The sequence below is a fragment of the Psychrobacillus sp. FSL K6-4046 genome, from assembly GCF_038624605.1.
Taxonomy (GTDB): domain Bacteria; phylum Bacillota; class Bacilli; order Bacillales_A; family Planococcaceae; genus Psychrobacillus.
Map to the genome: position 1 here is coordinate 2,265,494 of NZ_CP152020.1, position 15,509 is coordinate 2,281,002.

The 15,509-nt window shown below is 35.9% G+C and carries 24 protein-coding genes; 6 read left to right on the forward strand and 18 right to left on the reverse strand.

What is annotated here, in order from left to right; genetic code table 11:
- The first annotated feature begins 204 nt into the window (after window positions 1-204).
- Complete coding sequence (locus MKY09_RS11215; RefSeq protein WP_342566643.1) at window positions 205-885, forward strand: hypothetical protein; 681 nt, start codon at window positions 205-207, stop codon at window positions 883-885.
- 408 nt (window positions 886-1,293) lie between these two features.
- On the opposite strand, the gene MKY09_RS11220 is transcribed toward MKY09_RS11215, so the two are convergent.
- The 6 genes from MKY09_RS11220 to MKY09_RS11245 all read right to left on the reverse strand — a co-directional run bounded on the left by MKY09_RS11220 (window position 1,294) and on the right by MKY09_RS11245 (window position 3,958).
- Entirely contained in the window at window positions 1,294-1,983 is a 690-nt protein-coding gene (locus MKY09_RS11220) for an N-acetylmuramoyl-L-alanine amidase (RefSeq protein ID WP_342566644.1), read from the reverse strand.
- 111 nt (window positions 1,984-2,094) lie between these two features.
- Window positions 2,095-2,364, reverse strand: a complete 270-nt coding sequence (locus MKY09_RS11225) for a phage holin (RefSeq protein ID WP_342566645.1) — start codon at window positions 2,362-2,364, stop codon at window positions 2,095-2,097.
- Window positions 2,361-2,654: a hypothetical protein gene (locus MKY09_RS11230; protein WP_342566646.1), complete on the reverse strand. Its 294-nt coding sequence runs from the start codon at window positions 2,652-2,654 to the stop codon at window positions 2,361-2,363. The genes MKY09_RS11225 and MKY09_RS11230 overlap by 4 nt, the downstream gene beginning before the upstream one ends.
- Window positions 2,655-2,888: 234 nt before the next feature.
- Window positions 2,889-3,371 (reverse strand): ArpU family phage packaging/lysis transcriptional regulator, encoded by a 483-nt coding sequence (locus MKY09_RS11235; RefSeq protein WP_342566647.1) that lies wholly within the window; start codon window positions 3,369-3,371, stop codon window positions 2,889-2,891.
- A gap of 119 nt (window positions 3,372-3,490) precedes the next feature.
- Window positions 3,491-3,655 (reverse strand): DUF3954 domain-containing protein, encoded by a 165-nt coding sequence (locus MKY09_RS11240; protein WP_342566648.1) that lies wholly within the window; start codon window positions 3,653-3,655, stop codon window positions 3,491-3,493.
- 108 nt (window positions 3,656-3,763) lie between these two features.
- Window positions 3,764-3,958 carry a hypothetical protein gene (locus tag MKY09_RS11245; protein ID WP_342566649.1) on the reverse strand — a complete coding sequence of 65 codons (195 nt, stop codon included), beginning with the start codon at window positions 3,956-3,958 and terminating at the stop codon, window positions 3,764-3,766.
- Window positions 3,959-4,177: 219 nt separating this feature from the next.
- Here MKY09_RS11245 and MKY09_RS11250 point away from each other — a divergent pair, with 219 nt between their 5' ends.
- From MKY09_RS11250 to MKY09_RS11260, 3 genes are read left to right on the forward strand one after another with little or no spacing between them, the layout of a single operon-like run.
- Window positions 4,178-4,504 carry a helix-turn-helix transcriptional regulator gene (locus tag MKY09_RS11250; RefSeq protein WP_342566650.1) on the forward strand — a complete coding sequence of 109 codons (327 nt, stop codon included), beginning with the start codon at window positions 4,178-4,180 and terminating at the stop codon, window positions 4,502-4,504.
- A gap of 31 nt (window positions 4,505-4,535) precedes the next feature.
- On the forward strand, window positions 4,536-4,985 hold the full coding sequence (locus MKY09_RS11255; RefSeq protein ID WP_342566651.1) for an ImmA/IrrE family metallo-endopeptidase: 450 nt from the start codon (window positions 4,536-4,538) through the stop codon (window positions 4,983-4,985).
- A gap of 19 nt (window positions 4,986-5,004) precedes the next feature.
- Complete coding sequence (locus tag MKY09_RS11260; protein WP_342566652.1) at window positions 5,005-5,394, forward strand: hypothetical protein; 390 nt, start codon at window positions 5,005-5,007, stop codon at window positions 5,392-5,394.
- A gap of 24 nt (window positions 5,395-5,418) precedes the next feature.
- Here MKY09_RS11260 and MKY09_RS11265 read toward each other — a convergent pair whose 3' ends face one another.
- The 6 genes from MKY09_RS11265 to MKY09_RS11290 all read right to left on the reverse strand — a co-directional run bounded on the left by MKY09_RS11265 (window position 5,419) and on the right by MKY09_RS11290 (window position 8,035).
- On the reverse strand, window positions 5,419-5,826 hold the full coding sequence (locus MKY09_RS11265) for a nucleoside 2-deoxyribosyltransferase (RefSeq protein WP_342566653.1): 408 nt from the start codon (window positions 5,824-5,826) through the stop codon (window positions 5,419-5,421).
- A 42-nt stretch (window positions 5,827-5,868) separates the two neighbouring features.
- Window positions 5,869-6,420, reverse strand: a complete 552-nt coding sequence (locus tag MKY09_RS11270; RefSeq protein ID WP_342566654.1) for a nucleotidyltransferase family protein — start codon at window positions 6,418-6,420, stop codon at window positions 5,869-5,871.
- Between the two features lie 30 nt (window positions 6,421-6,450).
- Window positions 6,451-6,738, reverse strand: a complete 288-nt coding sequence (locus MKY09_RS11275; RefSeq protein ID WP_342566655.1) for a hypothetical protein — start codon at window positions 6,736-6,738, stop codon at window positions 6,451-6,453.
- Between the two features lie 15 nt (window positions 6,739-6,753).
- Window positions 6,754-7,302, reverse strand: a complete 549-nt coding sequence (locus MKY09_RS11280; protein WP_342566656.1) for an HAD family hydrolase — start codon at window positions 7,300-7,302, stop codon at window positions 6,754-6,756.
- A gap of 91 nt (window positions 7,303-7,393) precedes the next feature.
- Complete coding sequence (locus MKY09_RS11285; protein ID WP_342566657.1) at window positions 7,394-7,540, reverse strand: hypothetical protein; 147 nt, start codon at window positions 7,538-7,540, stop codon at window positions 7,394-7,396.
- Window positions 7,541-7,579: 39 nt separating this feature from the next.
- Window positions 7,580-8,035 (reverse strand): DUF2262 domain-containing protein, encoded by a 456-nt coding sequence (locus MKY09_RS11290; protein WP_342566658.1) that lies wholly within the window; start codon window positions 8,033-8,035, stop codon window positions 7,580-7,582.
- 253 nt (window positions 8,036-8,288) lie between these two features.
- On the opposite strand from MKY09_RS11290, the gene MKY09_RS11295 reads away from it, so the two are divergent.
- Window positions 8,289-8,705, forward strand: a complete 417-nt coding sequence (locus MKY09_RS11295; protein ID WP_342566659.1) for a hypothetical protein — start codon at window positions 8,289-8,291, stop codon at window positions 8,703-8,705.
- Window positions 8,706-8,712: 7 nt separating this feature from the next.
- Here MKY09_RS11295 and MKY09_RS11300 read toward each other — a convergent pair whose 3' ends face one another.
- A complete protein-coding gene (locus MKY09_RS11300; RefSeq protein WP_342566660.1) occupies window positions 8,713-8,991 on the reverse strand; it encodes a lactate dehydrogenase in 279 nt (92 codons plus the stop codon).
- A 280-nt stretch (window positions 8,992-9,271) separates the two neighbouring features.
- Here MKY09_RS11300 and MKY09_RS11305 point away from each other — a divergent pair, with 280 nt between their 5' ends.
- The gene (locus tag MKY09_RS11305; RefSeq protein ID WP_342568236.1) at window positions 9,272-10,180 is read left to right on the forward strand and encodes an ABC transporter substrate-binding protein; all 909 of its coding nucleotides are present in this window, start codon (window positions 9,272-9,274) and stop codon (window positions 10,178-10,180) included.
- Between the two features lie 132 nt (window positions 10,181-10,312).
- Here MKY09_RS11305 and dnaN read toward each other — a convergent pair whose 3' ends face one another.
- From dnaN to MKY09_RS11330, 5 genes are all read right to left on the reverse strand, one after another.
- Entirely contained in the window at window positions 10,313-11,443 is a 1,131-nt protein-coding gene (dnaN, locus tag MKY09_RS11310; RefSeq protein WP_342566661.1) for a DNA polymerase III subunit beta, read from the reverse strand.
- Window positions 11,444-11,669: 226 nt separating this feature from the next.
- The gene (locus MKY09_RS11315) at window positions 11,670-11,912 is read right to left on the reverse strand and encodes a hypothetical protein (RefSeq protein ID WP_342560636.1); all 243 of its coding nucleotides are present in this window, start codon (window positions 11,910-11,912) and stop codon (window positions 11,670-11,672) included.
- 130 nt (window positions 11,913-12,042) lie between these two features.
- Window positions 12,043-13,377: a type I glutamate--ammonia ligase gene (gene glnA, locus MKY09_RS11320; RefSeq protein WP_342566662.1), complete on the reverse strand. Its 1,335-nt coding sequence runs from the start codon at window positions 13,375-13,377 to the stop codon at window positions 12,043-12,045.
- Between the two features lie 43 nt (window positions 13,378-13,420).
- Window positions 13,421-13,804, reverse strand: coding sequence for a MerR family transcriptional regulator (locus MKY09_RS11325; RefSeq protein WP_169361155.1), 384 nt, complete (start codon window positions 13,802-13,804; stop codon window positions 13,421-13,423).
- A gap of 135 nt (window positions 13,805-13,939) precedes the next feature.
- Window positions 13,940-15,190: a methionine gamma-lyase family protein gene (locus tag MKY09_RS11330; protein WP_342566663.1), complete on the reverse strand. Its 1,251-nt coding sequence runs from the start codon at window positions 15,188-15,190 to the stop codon at window positions 13,940-13,942.
- Window positions 15,191-15,509: the final 319 nt, after the last annotated feature.

Genomic DNA, 15,509 nt, shown 5'->3' on the forward strand with positions numbered 1-15,509 from the left:
ACTTCATATATCCCCTGTAAAAAAATCACCAAAATAATTTTATTCTCGCCACGTCTTCATACACTATTCTCCTTTCTAACAATGAACTCCTTTATCTTTCCTTTTTTAGTAATTAAATCTCTATCATAACTCATAAAAAATTACATTATTGGGCAACCTCTTAATGTTTAAACAAATCTTTTCTTATGATTGGTGGAGAAATATATGGGAAAGTCAAATAAGCCATTTTATAAAAAGTGGTGGTTCTGGGTAATCGTCATTATTATAATCATTGTATTAACTACAGGTGGCGGAGATGAAGATGCTACAAATAATACTGCAAACGAACAAACTACAAACAAAACGGATGATTCTAATACTGCTGACAAACCTTCAGGGGAAAAGGAAGAAACCATAAAAGACGATGGGAAGATTAAGTCGGGGACATACAAGGTTGGGACCGATATACCCGCCGGAGAATATATAGTGTTTGCAAAAGGCTACACGTATATCGAGAGCTCTAAAGATAGCTCCGGAGCATTGGAAAGCATTATTTTCAACGATAACCTAAGTAAGGAAGCCAATTCCTATGTCACCCTAAACGACGGGGAGTATTTTAAGTTCCAGGACGGAGAAATGTATCCCGTTGAACAAGCACCTTCCGTTATTCCAGAAGACGGTGTCTACACGGACGGTATGTATAAGATTGGAAAAGATATTCCTGCAGGAGAATATAAGATTACATTAGGCACGGATTCTGAATTAGGTTATTACGAAGTATCTAAGAGCAGCTCACATCAGTTAGAGGATATCGTAACTAATGAAAATGTAGAAGCTGATACGTATTTAACTGTTTCGGATGGACAATATCTAAAGCTACAAGGGGTAACAATTAATACAAAATAAAAAAAAAGAGGCTGGGACAAAACCCACCTCAAAATTAAAAGCAGTTCAAATTTTACGATGAGTAAAATTTGAACTGCTTTATTTTTATGTCTACTTCGTAGCCGTTGTTCTCCGTTAAGGCGGACGCTTTCCTGGGGGCACGGATCGAGCCTGTAGTCTCTCCCACGCGCTTGTCCCCTAGGAGTCGCCGCCTTCACTCCGAACAACTAATATTTCTTCTATATTCAGATGATCTCTACATAATTTCAGGCAACAAAAAGGACATCTTCTGTTAAAATTTAAGTATCCTACTACCAAATTCTAAACGAAAGAAGTGTCCTTATGTTTAAAAATTATAAATGAATCAACTTTCTCTTTTTGCGTAAACTGAAACTAATTATGTCCCAGCCTCTTTTTGGGTTATCATTTTTATTTCACTCTTAACACCTGACCAACATAAATCGAATAATTGGAATCGAGACCATTCCAATCTTTTATTTGTTGCACTGTGCTTCCATAGCTTTGACTTAGTCCATAGACAGTATCCCCGCTTACAACCGTGTGATAAACAGCGGTAGCCTTTTTAGGAAGCCCAAACGACTTTACGATACCATTTACATGTCCTCTGGCTAGAGATTCAATGAAAGAGGAAGTCTTTAGCTTTGCTGCATCGTTCGCGTTATCAATAAACCCGTTTTCTGTAAGAATCGAAGGCATATTCGATTCTCGTAAGACATGGAAATTCGCTGTTTTCTTTCCTCTATCCGAATAATTGACAAGCTTCAATATTTCAGAGTGAATATTCGTTTGATACGTAGTAGTAGGGGTGCCGCTACCTGGATATATATAATCCTCATAGCCTGTCCCGCCTCCAGCATTAATATGAACAGACAAGAAAAAATCCGCTCCCCATGCATTTGCTTGGTTCGTACGCTCCTGTAACGATAGAAACGAGTCTCCAGTTCGACTCATCAAAATACTCACATTGTTGTATTCTGCCAAAAGTATATTTTTTACTCGTGTCGCAATTTGCAACGTTAAATTTTTCTCCTGCAAACCATTCCCTACTGCGCCTGGATCTGTTCCTCCATGACCTGGATCAATAAATACTTTTACCATAATCAATCACCTCTTCTATTTTTTTTATTTTAGATACCTTTCTTTGTACTGCCGTTAGCTACACCAATGTAATCACCCCTTTCAATAAAAAGAGCCACCTCTGTGGGTAGCTCAATTAGGTCTTGTATATGTCAGTGCTCTTTTACTGTCGGAGATATGCTGTGTCGTTGGATCTTGTATCAAACCAATCATGGACAACATGCCAAAAACTACATTTACAACAGCTATCACCCACGACTCTAGTTCATGAGATAACATGTATTCTGTAATCCCAATGTGTTTGAAAGCGATTAGTAATAGCTCCGTTAATATAAATATTTGGGATATGAAACCTACAACCCAAATCTTATTTTGCAAACGAATCTTCCAGTTAATGTTCATACACTTGTCACCTCCTGTATGAGTGTCAAATCTTCTAATCGGCGGCTTGCTTGTTTGTTGCTTTCCTCCACTCGAGTTAATCTTTCTGATAAAATTTCTCGTTGTTTTTCAAGTGCTTTTAATTCTCTTTGAATTACCTCCACCCCTTTTATGATGTTATCAAGCTTCGTTTCGATTACCGCAGTCCTAGCTGCCTCTGCCTTTACATCCTTGTCTCGGTTGCGGCTATAGGTGAGCAATCCGACAAGAAACCCTAAAACTGTGCAACCCATACCTATAAATAATTCCATTTCCCTCACTCCTTCTTTTTACGGGATAGAAAAAGAACGCTCCCAAATAGGAACGTCCTTTTCTTCTGCCGATATTTTTTATTTCTTCTTAGTTTATATTAAAACATATAAATAATGAAAAAGTGTGCCATCATTGTGCCGTCTTTTCTTTGCTCATCTTAAATCTGTTAATCAGTCTTATTAGACTATTTCTATATTTTATATTAAACCATACTCCCGGCAAAATAGAGTGCCTTAAAAGTGCCATTCGATTGCTTCTATGTTTTTTAAATTTAACTTATCGTTTGAGTGCTCCTTTTCCTCTTTCCATACAACTATGTCCATTGCTATTGCAAGCTTTTGAAAGGCCGCTGCCTTAATACGATAATATTGACGGTGAGACAGATGTAGTTCGGTGTAAACTTCATAATCATACACCTCTTCCTCTCCAAAATATTTCATCGTAATGATGGATCTTTCTTTAAAGGATAATTTGTTAACTGCATTGATTGTTTTCTCCAACACCTTTTCTCTCTTTCTTTCATACTCAACATTCTTAAGAGCAGAACTTTCCGTCTTTGAACCATTGAAGCCTCCAGAGGGAGGAACTAAAGAGAATTGGGAAGTAATAGTTGGCATGTTATGGAGTGAAAGCTGAAGTAGATACCTTCTAAATTCTCCAAAAGAACGTTCCACTGCTTTTTTGGTTTTCTTAGTATCAATTAGTTGTAAGTTCATATTAATTCCCTCCTATAAAATAGTTGAAGTTAAATAAGCAAAAAGGAAAACTTGGAAAATAATATAAAAAAACACAAAACTTGGATTTAAGTTTTGTGTCCTGGTTATTCCAGTAACGATTATATTCTTTTAGTTGATTGAATCTCGATATGTGTAGGCTTTCCATTTTGCCATGTAATAATTTGTTTACCGTACCCAGAGATTGGACTTTCCACTACGTCCATTTTTCCATCCTTAATCAGACATACTGCTTGTTCCACTTGCTGCTTCTTTTCATTTTCCATATATATCGGCTCCCTTTCTTACTTTCTCTAAACGTGCTAGACGCTTGTCCACTTCGATCAAGGGCATACTAAAGAGTAGATTCGTCACATACCAGATGCTTAACACTGTTACCATTTCCCAAACATACTGGATAGCAGACTTTTATGGTAATGATTAAATTTTGCATTATTGGATTGTTCCTTTACTTGAAGATATTCTTCATACCCCCTACTTTTTGAAACGACAAACCACATTTCATATGGATCCTTCAGTGTCCCATCATTAAAATACCAAACATCTAACAAATAAGTTTGTTGCTTCATCCCTTTTCCCCCCTCCCCTAAAGTAACCATTTTGGTGACTTTGGGTTAAATTTTTTTTATCTACTCTTATCATATATATTCCATCCTCGGTGTGAAAATAATATATCACCATATCGGTTACTTGTAAATGGTATAATAGCATTACGCTTAAAAATATTCCCATTTTGGTGACTTTATTATATAATGGAGAAATCACTAGTGCAGGAGGAAAAACAGAATATGGAACTGACTAATTACGTAGGGGAACAAATAAAAAAATGGCGTATTATGAGAAATATGAACCAAGAAGAGTTAGCTGAAAAGTTACATACTACGAAACAAACTATTTCGCGTTATGAAAAAGGAGAAAGGAAGGCCAATCAAGAAATATTATATGAGCTAGCTAAAATTCTAAACGTTTCTATCAATGAATTTTTCCCACCATTTGAACCTAAAAAAGAAAAAAACATCGAAACAATAGCGGCACATATAGATGAGGATGTCACCGAGGAAGAGATGGAGGATATTAAAAAGTATATTGAGTTCATCAAATCTCAAAGAAAATAATTTCCTGTGAGAATTACGGAGGTGTATGTACGTGCGTTATGAAAAACTTTTAATGGAATATCCGCAAATCTGTATTATTGAAAAAAATTTGCCAAAGGGTCTTTCCGGACTCTACTATGACAATAATATTGAAATCAATAAATCCAAGTCCTCCTATGAGAAGCACTGTATCTTGGCGGAAGAACTAGGACATTATGAAACAACTGCGGGGGACATCACCGATCTAAGTAATATGATTAGTCAAAAGCGTGAGTTAATCGCCAGAAGATGGGGATACGAAAAAATAGTCTCCCTAGACCATCTAGTCGATTGTTATCTCCATGGATATACCACTGTTGAGGAAATTTGCTTGCACCTTGAAATTACACCCAACTTTTTAGATGAAGCTCTCCAAGTTTACAAGCAACGATATGGGATTTCTGTTCACTATCATAACTATGAACTTTTCTTTGACCCTTTAAATATTTCTGAAAAAATATAACAAGAATAGAGGCTTCTCTATGCAAATGAAGAATATGATTGGATTATGTGTAAGCATTATTTTATTGATTAATTTATTCATTCAACTATTTATACGAAAAACTATCATGTTATTAGACATGCCGATTAATTATAAGATGCATGAGTTGGATTCCTATTTCTTCCTTATCTTACTTACCTCCTTTGTTCTAGTTATACTCTTATTATTTTCTGATAAATTTCTAAAAATAACTTTAGTAATTGTAGCTTTGTTAACAGGTGTAAGAACAGTTATTTATTATAAGGATAAAAGTACCTTTGAAAATATTATGATTAATGACTTAAATGAATATTTAATCTGGATGTTTTTATTTCCGCTTATTATAGGTTTTATATTATTAATTACTAACAAACGACCTAAGGTAACTTAGATTTAACTTGTGTTTGTTACTAGTTTAGATAGAACTATCCTCCATGTTTTTCATTATCACATATTGGGCAAAGGAGTGAAAATCTCCTACATAACGTTCTACTCCATCCACGTGATAAAAGGTACTAGTTTGACTAAAATCATAAATAGAATTAGTAGAAGAATATAAAAAAACTCTTTTTCCCAATCCTAAGGCTATCCCCATTTCTATGTGGCTTCCCTTGCCAGCTGGAAGTAATACAATTAGTATGTCAGATTCACCTACTGCTTTCATTTCTTTTTTGCCGATTTCCGAAAGACAATCCAATGAGTCTGCTTTATGATGTTTAGTCCAATCGTATGTATGCTTCCATCCTTTATCCCTTAGTAATTCTGCAAGCTCTCTTACTTGCTGGACATTCTGAAAGCTTGAAGCAATATAAAAATTCACCATAATCACCCCTTAAAAATTGTATTACCAAGGTATAATTTCTAGTTATGGCCACTTCTCTTTCCATTTCGTTGATTTGCTCATATAAATCTCTTCAGTAACTAGTAACTTATTCGGTCTAACAATCATGGAAAATAAATCATGTAAACTGTAAGGAGCGTATATTGTGTACAACCCACTTTGCTCTAACCTAACACCTAAAGCAGTAGCAGTTGTTGGCCAGCTGTCAATCGCTGACTCTAGCGACGGGTATGGCTCAATAGGAAATCCAAATTTACCTTCATACCAAAAATGCACCCTAGCCTGATTCTTTACATCTAATTTAAATGGAAAATCACCAAGGCTAATCTCTAATGTCTCCCTTAGCGCTACCTCACTCTGAACATCTAAATTATAGTTATCGTAATACACAATATCGATATCTGAAATACCATAATCGAGTGGATAGCCTGAAATTCGGTTCCATATCGTATTTGTAATACTCCCTGCTCCCACATAATATTCAAAGGGTGGATCTAATTGCCTAAGAGTTTCAAGAATTTTACTCAAGGGTTTGCTTTCTTGGAGGGTTTCTAACAGTTTAGCGTCATACAACATATTTCCTCCCCTCCTCACATCATGATTCATTCAAATGCTCGGCGAAGTCCAAATTCTATACAGATTCGTATTGTTTACAGTTATTCTATCTTTGTGCAGACTTACCTTTACATTCAAGTGATCTGCCCATTCTGGTATAAGCTTGCTAAGACTAGTGATCACCTTTTCATCGGGAGTTGCATATCCAACACTTTTTTTATTTACTAAGCCATCCAAGAAATCTCCATACAATGAATCGGACCACTCATATACTTCCGTCTCCATATCGAAAATCCTATTATCCTCAGCATATTGACCATTTACCCAATGTATCTCCATTCTCATCTCCCTCTATTAGTTCAATACATTTAATTTACCATTCTGACTGTCTTCTATTATCCATTCAGCAGCCTTGGCTAAGTCAGGAAAGATGGCGTCAGCTAGCGGGTCGCTTTTCCCAAGAAATACACACTTTGTGCCGGCTTTTTTTCCTGCTATTATATCCGTATCTGTATCTCCTACCATATAAGAAAAAGTCAAATTAATATCATACTTTTTAGCAAGATCTTCAATTAATTTACTGTTGGGCTTTCTACAGGAACAGCCCTCCTTTGGTTTATGTGGACAATAGACAACCTCATGAATAACTGCCCCCTTTTTCTTTAAAGCCTCTGCCATATGCTCGTGGATTTGTATTAATTGTTTTTCCTTCGTGTAACCTAACCCAACGCCACCTTGATTGGTCACAACAAAAATATAATCAAATACTGCATTTAATTTTTTTATGGCCTCTGGAACTCTAGGAAGAAAGTACAAATCTCTTGGCTTATTTACAAATTTCACCCTGTTCGTCAGTACTTCGTTAATCACACCGTCTCTGTCTAAAAATACAGCCTTTTTCATCCTATTCACACCTTTATTATTTTCCTACTATTGTTCCCATAAGGAAAATAATTATCAGGGGAATTAGGTAAAACTATTAAATCTACCTGTTTTAACTTTTAAAAATATTGACGATAATGACTACTACAATGATTCCTACTACTAGCATTCCTCCAATGGTAGGACTACCATATAAGGCCCGATTAAATGCATCATCTGTATCAATTTTACTCTTCTTCTCCTCATCAGGTTTCCCCATTGCCTCATCCCTTTTCGATTTATTTTCTACTTTAGTATTTTAAATATTTGCCTTCAGTAGTTTTAAATCTCTTGAAAACGTTGCATGTATTCTGTGTCCACCAAATAAATCACCGTCATAGAATTCACAGTAAATAGCATGTTTATTTATCACTACATCAGATAAGGAGATTGATGAAACAAATTCTTTTAGAGTTATATTGTATTCACCTGCATCTACTGCTTCCCAATTTAAATTCGGATCATTTTCATCGTATTCAGGCCAAAAGTCATTTTTATAATCAAGCAAATTTTCAGCCACAGAAGTTTTTACATGTTGTTCGAAAACTTCTACAGTAGAAAATTGTTTTTCAACACCAATTAACAGTTCCTTAGCACCTCCTATATTTATACTATTCAAGATGAAATGAATATTCCCTTTGTAGTTTTCAAAATTTTTTGTTGTCTCATTGTAACTGAATAACCCCAATGCATCACTATAGATAGAGGAATTCATACCGTGCCACCTTCTGTCTATTTTAAAAAGAACTCACAGATTACGTGATGTCCTTTGTCTCTTTCTCATACACTCTATTATAGCTACTAGAAGAAGGTTTTTGGAAAAAAATGTAGAATGGTAAGTGTTTAAAAGAGGAGTTATTTATCGGTGAGGGAAGTACCTTAATAGGATCACCGATCATCAAATCCCTTACTTAAACTTCTTCACATATGGAGTTATCTTAAAATGACCTTCTTAAAGGAGCATTAAAATGAAGAAAGCTTATTTTACCTTAATTGCATTAGTTCTGTTAACTGCATGTCAAGTTCAAGCAGCTAACATTACATTAAATGATGTAATTGTCTCACTAGAAAACCAACACCTCACAGTAGAAGAGTCAAAAGAAAATAACGAGAGTATTTTTGATAAGAAACTGAATGATGTCAAACTAAACAAATATACTCTACATGATAAAACATTCTTAATCTACATTTACGATTCAGAGGAAAATCGAAAAAAAGGACGTAAAGATTTTCAGAAACAAACGGAAAGTATGAATACAGTGTCCTATGATGTATACGAAGTGAAAAACATTTTAATCTTTTATGTATATGAAAAAGAATTAGACAATAGCATCGATGATGGCATTGACCAAGCTATAAGTAATTTAGAAAGGCTAGAAATATAGTTTGTTTTTACAAAATAGGGGCCACTCTTAATGGATATCCCCTATTTATAGTTAGAATTTGGTTCAGTGGTCTTGAAATTATGAACTCATATTTTTCCACATTTTCATCCGATTCCATTGGTACTCCAAATACAGTTGCTGCATTAAAAGACATCTCGACATTAGACAGCGTGTCTTGTGTCAAAGACGCAAAAATATCTGGATTCATTTTAATCAAAGTAACTTGTTTACCTTGTGATGAAAGATATTCAATTCCTTCGTGTAGCCTATTTAAAAGTAATTCCATTTTGGTTCCTCCTCCATTATTCCTCATAAATAGCTTGTCCTAAAAAAAGAAAAATATCGAATATACTTATTAATTGATTTTGACGAATTATAGCGTGATGCCCACTAGAAAAGTGCGCTTTTCATAAGGAAAAGATAAGACCACTTGGCTGCCTCGAATTATTTCATTGACATTTTTAAATAATAGAATTATTATTTAAAAGAATTAATTGAAAATGATTATCATTATTGATTAACCTACAGATTTTCTCACCCTATTTATAAAGAAGGAGTTTTACATGATGAAAAAGCTATTAATATCATCTTTACTATTTGTTGTTCTTGTTCTTACTGCATGTGGAGACAATGAAACGAATAAAGAAAAAGGAGAAACAAAGTCTGAAACGATTACATATGAATCGGAAACTGGCCCTATCGAGGTCCCTGCTGATCCGCAAAGAATAATTACACTCACGAATGGCCCAAATGCCTTAGCTTTAGACGCAAATGTAGTTGGAATTGATGATTGGACAAAGATGAACCCTCTATTTGAAGAACGACTGGAAGGAGTAGAGGTTGTAACAGAGGAGAACCTGGAAAAAATAATTGAATTAGAGCCAGACCTAATTATTGCAGGCTCTCATATGAATAATATTGACAAGTTAAATGAAATTGCACCGACTGTTGTTTTTACTTGGGGGAAACTAGATTACTTACAACAGCAGCTTGAAATCGGAAAGCTTCTGAACAAGGAGAAAGAAGCGAACGAATGGATAGAGGATTTCAAATCTCGAGCTGAATCAATTGGCGAGGCTATTCGAGCAAAAATCGGAGAAGATGCAACTGTCTCTGTTATTGAAAGTGGTAACAAGGAGTTTTATGTTTTTGGAAATAATTATGCACGTGGAACAGAAATTTTGTACCAAGCAATGGGATTGAATATGCCCGAAAAGGTAAAGAATTCAGCTCTTGAATCGGGTATTTATACGATTTCAACTGAATTACTTCCCGAATACGCAGGTGATTATGTAATTTTGAGCAAAAATCCAGACGTAGATAACTCTTTCCTAGAAACAGACCTTTGGAAAAACATCCCTGCTGTTAAGAATGGTCAAGTATACGAAATAAATACAAAGGCTTCTACCTACAGCGATCCCATTACTCTAGAGCATCTTCTAGATTTCTTTGAAAGCTCGTTTTTGAATAAATAAGGACTCGTACAAACGTGAAATCAAGTTGCTGATTTCACGTTTTTTAATTTCTAGACTAGTTATATCCAAGCCTCGTGCACACATAGATTGCTCATAGAAGGCTCGAATAGTTAGAAAACATAATTGTACTATTTAATAAGAACGGACCGGTGAAATGAGTTGAAGATAAGAGGACTGTTCAATAGGCTCAATTAAAATTGGGCTCATTGAACCGTTAAAACTAACTTTTATCTCTTCTTCTTTTATTATCTTTAACGCATCCATCAAAAAAATCGCATCAAGTGAAATAGTTAGATTAGTGTCCCCAGTGATTGCTTTAATACTTAGTGTTTCTTCAATCTTACCTATTTCTGTGGAATTAGAAGAGATTTTGATTTTAGCACCATTGTTAATTTCTAGTTGTACATTGTTATTTTTCCATTCACTTGCAAAAAGACAAGCTCTATCGATAGCCTTTAACAGTTGTACTGTATTAAGTATAATTGTTGTCCTGAAATTATTTGATAGTAGGCCGGATACGTTAGGGTAATTTCCATCAATTAGTTTAGAAAAGAGGGAGATGGTATTTGACTTAAATACTATGTACCTTTCTGAAACAAATATGTTTATTACACTTGATTCCTTCGTAATTAGATTGGATAGCTCACTTAAACTTGTGGCTGGAACATTGAAAGAACCATTCATAACCGAATCTATGGTAAGCTCCCTTAAAGCCAAACGCTGTGAATTTGTTGCAATACACGTGAGTCGATTTTGATGGAAAGACATATTAACTCCTGTTAAGACAGGTCTAGATTCATTCTTCGAGGCTGCATACACCGTTTGTTTAATAATTTCTACCAACTCATCACTTAAAATTTTTATGGATTCAGTCTCCTCCATTTGTGGAAGACTAGGATATTCATCTGCGTTGAATCCATATAGAGTAGTTACAATTTCATTCGCTTGAATGGTAACGTGCTTTTCTTCGTTTACTTTTATATGTATTTTTCCGGGTAACTTCTTTAAAATTTCACTTAGAAGTTGGGCTGCAACTACAATACTACCTGTATGACAGACTTCCAAAACTTCCACTTCATCTTTCCAAACAGGAATAACTTTTTCGATTATAATATCAGAATTGCTTCCAACAAGAGTTAAGTGATTGTGATCAACAGTTATCTTAATTCCTGAGAGAATAGGGAACGGTGTTTTTAAAGATACTGCTCTATTCACTTCTGAAATTGCCTTGTTAAAACATGCACTATCTATTATAAATTCCATAAATACGGCTCACCTCATTTAAGCTTTAAGTATTACTAATTCGACTTCTTTTATCAATTCCCCTCTATTTTTTCTTATAAAATGAGTTAAACATCTACCCACTAACCATTTTTTATTTACATAAAAAAACACCGTTCCAATCAACTATTGGACGATGTTTTAAAAAAATATTTTTTCACCTTAATACTCAGTTTGAGTTTAACAATGTGGATATTCTGCTGAATACTTATTTGTTTTTAAGATACTCCATGCCTTTATCAGTTATTGCTAAAACCAGGTTATCTGAACCCTGCCCGCTATCCACTGCATATTCCATTTTGATTAAGTATTCAATCGCTTGTTTGCTATTGAGATCCGTATTTACCATAGCTTTAGGTAATACATAGCTCCCGCCATCATTAGCAAAATGATAATCATACAGACTTTGTAACAAAATATCCGAAAGTTTGTTTATTTCTTCATTGATCATGAATCATCACTCCTTCGTAATCAATATACAGCATTAGAGAAAAAAACTCTTTATATTTGCTTCCGACAAATAAGCTTCTCGTACGATAATAAGAAAAGCGTTGGAGCCCAAGAGCCCCAACGCTTTACTATTAATACATCTTCAAATATTGCTCACGTTCCCATGGATGTACAGTTGTACGGAACATATCCCATTCGATTTCTTTTGCTTCTACAAAGTTAGCGTAGATATGTTCACCTAGTGCTCCACGAACGATTTCATTTTTGCCTAACTCTTGAACAGCAGCGTGTAATGATGGTGGTAGGTTATGAATACCATTTTCAATACGTTCTTCTTCTGTCATAACATAAATGTTACGATCTACTGCTGGTGGTGGTGTTAATTTGTTTTTAATACCATCTAATCCTGCTTGAAGAATAACTGCCATAGCTAGGTATGGGTTTGCTGCTGGATCTACAGAACGAACCTCGATTCGTGTACTTAAGCCTCTTGAAGAAGGAATTCGAATTAAAGGGCTACGGTTTTGACCTGACCATGCTACATAACAAGGTGCTTCGTAGCCTGGCACAAGACGTTTGTATGAGTTAACAGTTGGGTTAGTGATAGCAGTGAAGCTTTGAACATGCTTCAATACACCAGCCATAAATTGCATTGCTGTTTCACTCATTTGCATATCTGCAGACTCATCGAAAAAGGCATTTTCTTTCCCTTTGAACAATGAAACGTTAAAGTGCATTCCGGAGCCGTTCACACCGAATAATGGTTTTGGCATGAATGTCGCATGTAGGCCATGCTTACGAGCAATTGTTTTAACTACAAGCTTGAACGTTTGGATGTTATCACAAGCAGTTACTGCGTCTGCATATTTGAAGTCGATTTCATGCTGTCCAGGAGCAACCTCATGATGAGACGCTTCAATTTCAAAGCCCATTTCTTCTAATTCAAGAACGATATCACGGCGACAGTTTTCTCCAAGGTCCATTGGAGCTAAATCGAAATATCCGCCATGGTCATTTAAGTCAAGTGTTGGCTCACCTTGAGCATCTAATTTAAATAGAAAGAATTCTGGCTCTGGCCCTAAGTTAAAGCTAGTGAATCCTAACTCTTTCATTTCTTTTAAAATACGTTTTAAGTTACTGCGCGGGTCTCCTGCAAATGGAGTTCCGTCTGCTTTATTAACATCACAGATAAGACGAGCTACTTTCCCTTTACCTGTAATCCAAGGGAATACTACCCAAGTGTCTAAATCTGGAACTAAGTACATATCTGATTCTTCTATACGAACAAATCCTTCGATAGAAGATCCGTCAAACATCATTTTATTATCTAGAGCTTTATCGAGCTGACTCACTGGAATTTCCACGTTTTTAATCATACCTAGTATGTCTGTAAATTGAAGACGAATAAAATTCACCTCATTCTCTTGAACGAACTTTTTGATGTCTTCTTTAGTATACTTACTCATTTTTCCACTCTCCTAAATATTTGATATTTTTGTTGAAGCTTACTTAACGAAAAAAGCGGGATAAGTCCCCTTGTCTTAAAGAAGCTCGCTGCTGACTTTGTGCCAATCGCATTTCTTCCTTAACAATTGCGCGTAACTCTTGGTCAGAAATTACTTGTCGAACATCCTTAGAGGTTGCAGGATTTTTTTTCATCTCAAAAATTTGTTTAATACCAGCTATGTTCACACCCGATTTCAGAAGGTCTTTAATCTCTAACAAGACATCGATATCATCCAATGAGAACATGCGTTGCTTACCTTCCGTCCGTGCAGGCTGAACTAATTCTTGCTCTTCATAATAGCGAATTTGTCTAGCGGTTAAACCAGTTAGCTGCATGACAATATTCATCGATAGCAGTGGCATGGAACGTCGCCATTCCTTTTCCATCGCTGCACCTCCTATGTAGGTTATAAACATAGTATATGTTATGTAAGCTAACATGTCAACACCATGTTAGGAAAACTTACATAAAATTTTCAAAAAATTAAACCACTTTCTTTTTCAGAAAGTGGTATTTTTTTGTTATTGATTCAATGACTGAACTGCTCCTAAAATGGCATATTTGACATGCTCGTATGTTAATCCACCTTGGATGAAGGCCGTATAAGGAGGTCGAATCGGGCCGTCTGCTGTCAATTCCATACTTGAGCCTTGTACAAATGTTCCTGCAGCCATAATAACGTCATCCTCATAACCAGGCATGTATGCCGGCTCTGGAGCAAACTGTGCATTGATTGGTGAATGGGTTTGAATAGCCTTGCAAAATTGTATCATTTGCACTGGCGTTTGAAAGGATACTGATTGTATTAAATCCGTTCGTTTTTGAGAATAATGGGGCTCGGTTGTCATACCTACTTCCTCCAAAACCGCTGAAGTGAAAATAGCGCCTTTTACTGCCTGCGAGACAACATGGGGAGCTAGGAAGAATCCCTGATACATGTCTAATAATGTATTCAGTGAAGCACCCGCCTCTGAACCTATACCCGGAGAAGTCATTCGGTAAGCGCATTTTGTAACAAAATCTTTTTTTCCTGCAATATATCCACCCGTTTTAGCTATTCCACCACCTGGATTTTTTATCAAGGAGCCAGCCATTAAATCTGCGCCGACATTAGTGGGCTCAAGGGTTTCCACAAATTCTCCATAGCAATTATCTACAAAAATGATGACATCCTGCTTAATGGATTTAATTTTTTCTACCATTTCCTTAATTTGAGCCACTGTGAAAGAAGGACGAACTGCGTAGCCCTTAGATCGTTGAATGGCGACTACCTTGGTTTTGTCATGTATAGCATTTTCTACGGCTTCCCAGTTCACGTCTCCATCCTCTAGCAAGTCAATATGCTGATAATTGATACCGAAGTCGGCCAAAGAGCCCGTGTCCTCTTCTCCCCCACTGACAATCGATTGTAATGTATCGTAGGGCTTACCGGTTATGTATAGCAATTCATCGTTAGGGCGTAGCACACCAAACAAACTGATTGAAATCGCATGGGTACCACTGATGATTTGTGGACGTACTAAAGCAGCCTCTGCTCCAAAGGTCGTTGCATATACTCTTTCTAACGTATCACGTCCTTCATCGTCGTAGCCATAGCCTGTAGAAGGATTAAAATGATGATCGCTTACATGATGCTCCTTAAAGGCATGAAGTACTTTTTGTTGATTGTGAAAGGCGATGCTTTCTATTTCTTTGTGATAATCGGCAATCTTAGCTTCTGCTGATTTTGCCAATGCCAATATTTCTTCTGATAAGGTAGTTGTAAATTCCATGATGCATCTCCTAATTCTATTCTTTGTACTTTGTATTTTGTTAGAGAAATTATAATTTTAACTCTTTATTAAAGGCTATGTTAAAGGGTTGGGTTGATTTATGAATTTTAAATCAGAGAGTGGATTTGATTTCCGCGCCAGCCGGACGCTTTCCGTGGGGTGAGCGATAAGCCATCACCCATCGCTTACGCGCGTGGTTGTGATGTCTTATCTGTCTCACTCATCCCACTGGAGTCGCCGCCTGTCGCTCCAATCAATAAATTGAGTATACTTTAATGCGTCAATAAAACTCAATCTATAAATTTACTTGCATAAACAA

Coding starts and splice junctions, on each gene's coding strand:
- MKY09_RS11265 (WP_342566653.1), bottom strand. CDS start 5,826: ATGGTGAATTTTTATATTGCTTCAAGCTTTCAGAATGTCCAGCAAGTA.
- MKY09_RS11270 (WP_342566654.1), bottom strand. CDS start 6,420: ATGTTGTATGACGCTAAACTGTTAGAAACCCTCCAAGAAAGCAAACCC.
- MKY09_RS11225 (WP_342566645.1), bottom strand. CDS start 2,364: ATGAACATTAACTGGAAGATTCGTTTGCAAAATAAGATTTGGGTTGTA.
- MKY09_RS11260 (WP_342566652.1), top strand. CDS start 5,005: ATGCAAATGAAGAATATGATTGGATTATGTGTAAGCATTATTTTATTG.
- MKY09_RS11280 (WP_342566656.1), bottom strand. CDS start 7,302: ATGAAAAAGGCTGTATTTTTAGACAGAGACGGTGTGATTAACGAAGTA.
- MKY09_RS11285 (WP_342566657.1), bottom strand. CDS start 7,540: ATGGGGAAACCTGATGAGGAGAAGAAGAGTAAAATTGATACAGATGAT.
- MKY09_RS11300 (WP_342566660.1), bottom strand. CDS start 8,991: ATGGAATTACTTTTAAATAGGCTACACGAAGGAATTGAATATCTTTCA.
- MKY09_RS11325 (WP_169361155.1), bottom strand. CDS start 13,804: ATGGAAAAGGAATGGCGACGTTCCATGCCACTGCTATCGATGAATATT.
- MKY09_RS11230 (WP_342566646.1), bottom strand. CDS start 2,654: ATGGAATTATTTATAGGTATGGGTTGCACAGTTTTAGGGTTTCTTGTC.
- MKY09_RS11290 (WP_342566658.1), bottom strand. CDS start 8,035: ATGAATTCCTCTATCTATAGTGATGCATTGGGGTTATTCAGTTACAAT.
- MKY09_RS11275 (WP_342566655.1), bottom strand. CDS start 6,738: ATGGAGATACATTGGGTAAATGGTCAATATGCTGAGGATAATAGGATT.
- MKY09_RS11245 (WP_342566649.1), bottom strand. CDS start 3,958: ATGAAGCAACAAACTTATTTGTTAGATGTTTGGTATTTTAATGATGGG.
- MKY09_RS11240 (WP_342566648.1), bottom strand. CDS start 3,655: ATGGAAAATGAAAAGAAGCAGCAAGTGGAACAAGCAGTATGTCTGATT.
- MKY09_RS11235 (WP_342566647.1), bottom strand. CDS start 3,371: ATGAACTTACAACTAATTGATACTAAGAAAACCAAAAAAGCAGTGGAA.
- MKY09_RS11215 (WP_342566643.1), top strand. CDS start 205: ATGGGAAAGTCAAATAAGCCATTTTATAAAAAGTGGTGGTTCTGGGTA.
- MKY09_RS11250 (WP_342566650.1), top strand. CDS start 4,178: ATGGAACTGACTAATTACGTAGGGGAACAAATAAAAAAATGGCGTATT.
- MKY09_RS11305 (WP_342568236.1), top strand. CDS start 9,272: ATGAAAAAGCTATTAATATCATCTTTACTATTTGTTGTTCTTGTTCTT.
- glnA (WP_342566662.1), bottom strand. CDS start 13,377: ATGAGTAAGTATACTAAAGAAGACATCAAAAAGTTCGTTCAAGAGAAT.
- MKY09_RS11330 (WP_342566663.1), bottom strand. CDS start 15,190: ATGGAATTTACAACTACCTTATCAGAAGAAATATTGGCATTGGCAAAA.
- MKY09_RS11220 (WP_342566644.1), bottom strand. CDS start 1,983: ATGGTAAAAGTATTTATTGATCCAGGTCATGGAGGAACAGATCCAGGC.
- MKY09_RS11315 (WP_342560636.1), bottom strand. CDS start 11,912: ATGATCAATGAAGAAATAAACAAACTTTCGGATATTTTGTTACAAAGT.
- dnaN (WP_342566661.1), bottom strand. CDS start 11,443: ATGGAATTTATAATAGATAGTGCATGTTTTAACAAGGCAATTTCAGAA.
- MKY09_RS11295 (WP_342566659.1), top strand. CDS start 8,289: ATGAAGAAAGCTTATTTTACCTTAATTGCATTAGTTCTGTTAACTGCA.